Below are 2,729 nucleotides of genomic sequence, written 5' to 3'. Positions count from 1 at the left end.
CTGCGTGCGCTGCCGCGTCCCATCATCGGCCGGGTCGCCGTGGGCGCATTGCGACTGGACCTGCGTTGCCTGGACGAACAGGACGAGAACGCATTCCTCGAGGCGCTCGCCCAGCTCCCAGCCGCCGCCACGCACGCTCCATGATCGTAGGCACGGCGGGCCACATCGATCACGGCAAGACGGCGCTGGTGCGCGCCCTGACCGGTGTCGAGGGCGATCGCCTGAAGGAAGAGCAGCGCCGCGGCATCACCATCGACCTGGGATTCGCGTTTCTTGCGCTGGACGACAGCAGCATCCTGGGCTTCATCGACGTGCCGGGCCACGAACGTTTCGTGCACACCATGGTGGCGGGTGCGAGCGGCATCGATATCGCGCTGCTGGTGGTTGCAGCCGACGATGGCGTGATGCCGCAGACCCTCGAACACCTGGCCATCCTCGATCTGTTGCAGGTCGAGCGTGGCCTGGTTGCGCTGACCAAGGTCGATCGCGTGACGCCCGGACGCCTTGCCGAGGTGAGTGCACAGATCCATGAGGCGATGGCAGGGACGGTACTGGAAGGCGCCGAGGTATGGCCGGTTTCTTCGATCACGGGTGAGGGTGTCGATGCACTGCGCGATCGACTCGTCGCCGAGGCGCGTGCCCTGGGCGAGCGCGCCAGCGACGGCCGTTTTCGCCTGGCGGTCGACCGCGTTTTCACCTTGCCCGGCATCGGACTGGTGGTGACGGGCACCGTCTTGTCGGGCGTGGTTCGTGTCAAAGACCAGGTGTTGCTCAGCCCCACGGGGCTTGCCGCACGCGTGCGCTCGGTGCACGCACAGAACCGCGACGTGGAGTGCGGGCGTGCAGGCGACCGGTGCGCGCTCAACCTGGTCGGCGAGGACATCGCCAAGGACACGATYCATCGCGGCGACATGGTGGTCGATCCTTTCCTGCACGCGCCCACCGACCGCATCGATGCGCGTCTGCAACTCTTGCCCGGCGAAGCCAGGCCGATCGGCCAATGGTTTCCGGCACGGCTGCATCACGCCGCAGTGGAAGTGGGCGCACGCATCGTCCTGCTCGAAGGGCAGCAGCTCTTGCCTGGCCAGATGGCCGACGTGCAACTGGTGTTGAGCCGTCCGATTGCCGCGGCAGCGTTCGATCGCTTCGTGCTGCGTGACGTATCCGCCCAGCGCACCATGGGTGGCGGACAGTTTTTCGATCTGCGCGCGCCATCGCGGCAACGGCGAACGGCAGCGCGTGAAGCGCAGCGTGAAGCGCAAGCGATCAGCGATCCTCGGCAAGCCTTGGCCAGCCTGCTGGAGGCGCCGCCGTTCGCCTGGGATCTGCTGGCTTTCGCGCGGGATCGCGCACTCTCCGATGCCGTGATGGAAGGCGTCGTAGCGGCGTTGGCACCGATCATCTTCCAGGCAGACGACGAACGCATCGCGATCAGCCAGGCGCATTGGCCGACCTTTGTCGCCAACCTGATCGAGCGGCTGGAAGCGTTTCACGCCAACAACCCGGATGTCCAAGGCATGGGCCGGGAAAAGCTGCGGCTGGCCGTGCAACCGAAATTGCCGCCGTCGGCATTTGCGCTGGCCTTGCAACACGCCGACCTGGCGGGACGCGTGGTCCGTGACGGTGCGTTTGTGCGCCTGGCCAGCCACTCCCTGCAGATGAATCCGGCCAGCGAGGCGATGTGGCAACGCGTGGCGCCGTTTTTGGGCGGCGGCGAGCGCTTTCGTCCGCCGCGCGTTCGCGACATTGCCGGCGTGCTGTCGCGCCCCGAGCAGGAGATTCGGCAGCTGATGCATTTGGCGGCGCGCATGGGCCTGGCCGACGAAGTGGCGCATGACCACTTCTTCCTGCGCGCGACCATGCACGAGATGGTCATGATCGCGGCGGATATTGCTGCGCAATCCAGTGACGGGCGGTTCACCGCGGCGCAGTTTCGCGATCGCCTGGACAATGGTCGTAAAGTCGCCATCCAGATACTAGAATTTCTCGACCGGCAGGGCGTCACGCTCAATCGCGGTAGCATGCGCAGGATGCAGGCGCGCTCCCTCGACTTGTACGGACCCGCCTCGTCGTGATCGCGCGATTAAGGAAGAGCATCGTCTCCGGTGGGGCGTCCGGACTTCAAATCCGGGTGAGGCAGATAAGACTGTCTCGGGTGGGTTCGACTCCCATGCTCTTCCGCCACTCCTGGCGGTCGTCTTAAACCACCTCGATGCCCGGCGTTCCTTCACTCAGCGTGCCGATGATGCTCGCGCAGGGATAACCGGCCGCCTCGATCTGCGCCCGAATCGCTTCGGCCCGCTCGGGCTTGCACGCCACCAGCAGGCCGCCCGAGGTTTGCGGATCGGTCAGCAAGGCGCGGCGCCATGCCGGCAAATCCGCGGGCAGGGTGACGCCGTCGCTGTAGCTGTTCCAGTTGCGGTTGGAAGCGCCGGTGATGTATCCCGCTTCGGCCAGGGCCTGCGCCTGCGTGAAGAACGGAATGCGCGCCTGTTCCAGCCGAATGCGCAGGCCGCTGCCACGCGCCATTTCCAGGCCATGCCCGAGCAAACCGAAGCCGGTGACGTCGGTGATCGCATGCACGTCCTCGTCCTTGCCCAGCTCGCATCCGATACGGTTGAGCAAGGTGGTGGACACCAGCATCTCGGTGTACGCGTCGGCGGGCAGCGCCTGCTTCTTGAAGGCTGCCGAATAGATGCCGACACCGATGCCCTTGGTCAGGATCAGCG

Annotated in this window: 2 protein-coding genes and 1 tRNA gene; 2 read left to right on the top strand and 1 reads right to left on the bottom strand. The window is 65.9% G+C overall.

All coding sequences use genetic code 11. From position 1 onward, the window contains the following. The first annotated feature begins 140 nt into the window (after nucleotides 1-140). Both selB and AC1DMG_RS21430 read left to right on the top strand, forming a co-directional pair. Complete coding sequence (gene selB, locus AC1DMG_RS21435) at nucleotides 141-2,075, top strand: selenocysteine-specific translation elongation factor (protein ID WP_477176434.1); 1,935 nt, start codon at nucleotides 141-143, stop codon at nucleotides 2,073-2,075. Nucleotides 2,076-2,087: 12 nt separating this feature from the next. Then, nucleotides 2,088-2,184: transfer RNA gene (locus AC1DMG_RS21430), tRNA-Sec, on the top strand. 15 nt (nucleotides 2,185-2,199) lie between these two features. On the opposite strand, the gene selD is transcribed toward AC1DMG_RS21430, so the two are convergent. Beyond that, nucleotides 2,200-2,729, bottom strand: a 530-nt coding sequence (gene selD / locus AC1DMG_RS21425; protein WP_477181084.1) for a selenide, water dikinase SelD, incomplete at its 5' end; no start/stop codon positions are given.

Source organism: Dyella sp. 01N36 (genome assembly GCF_056399745.1).
This window is presented reverse-complemented; position numbering and strand designations above follow the sequence as displayed.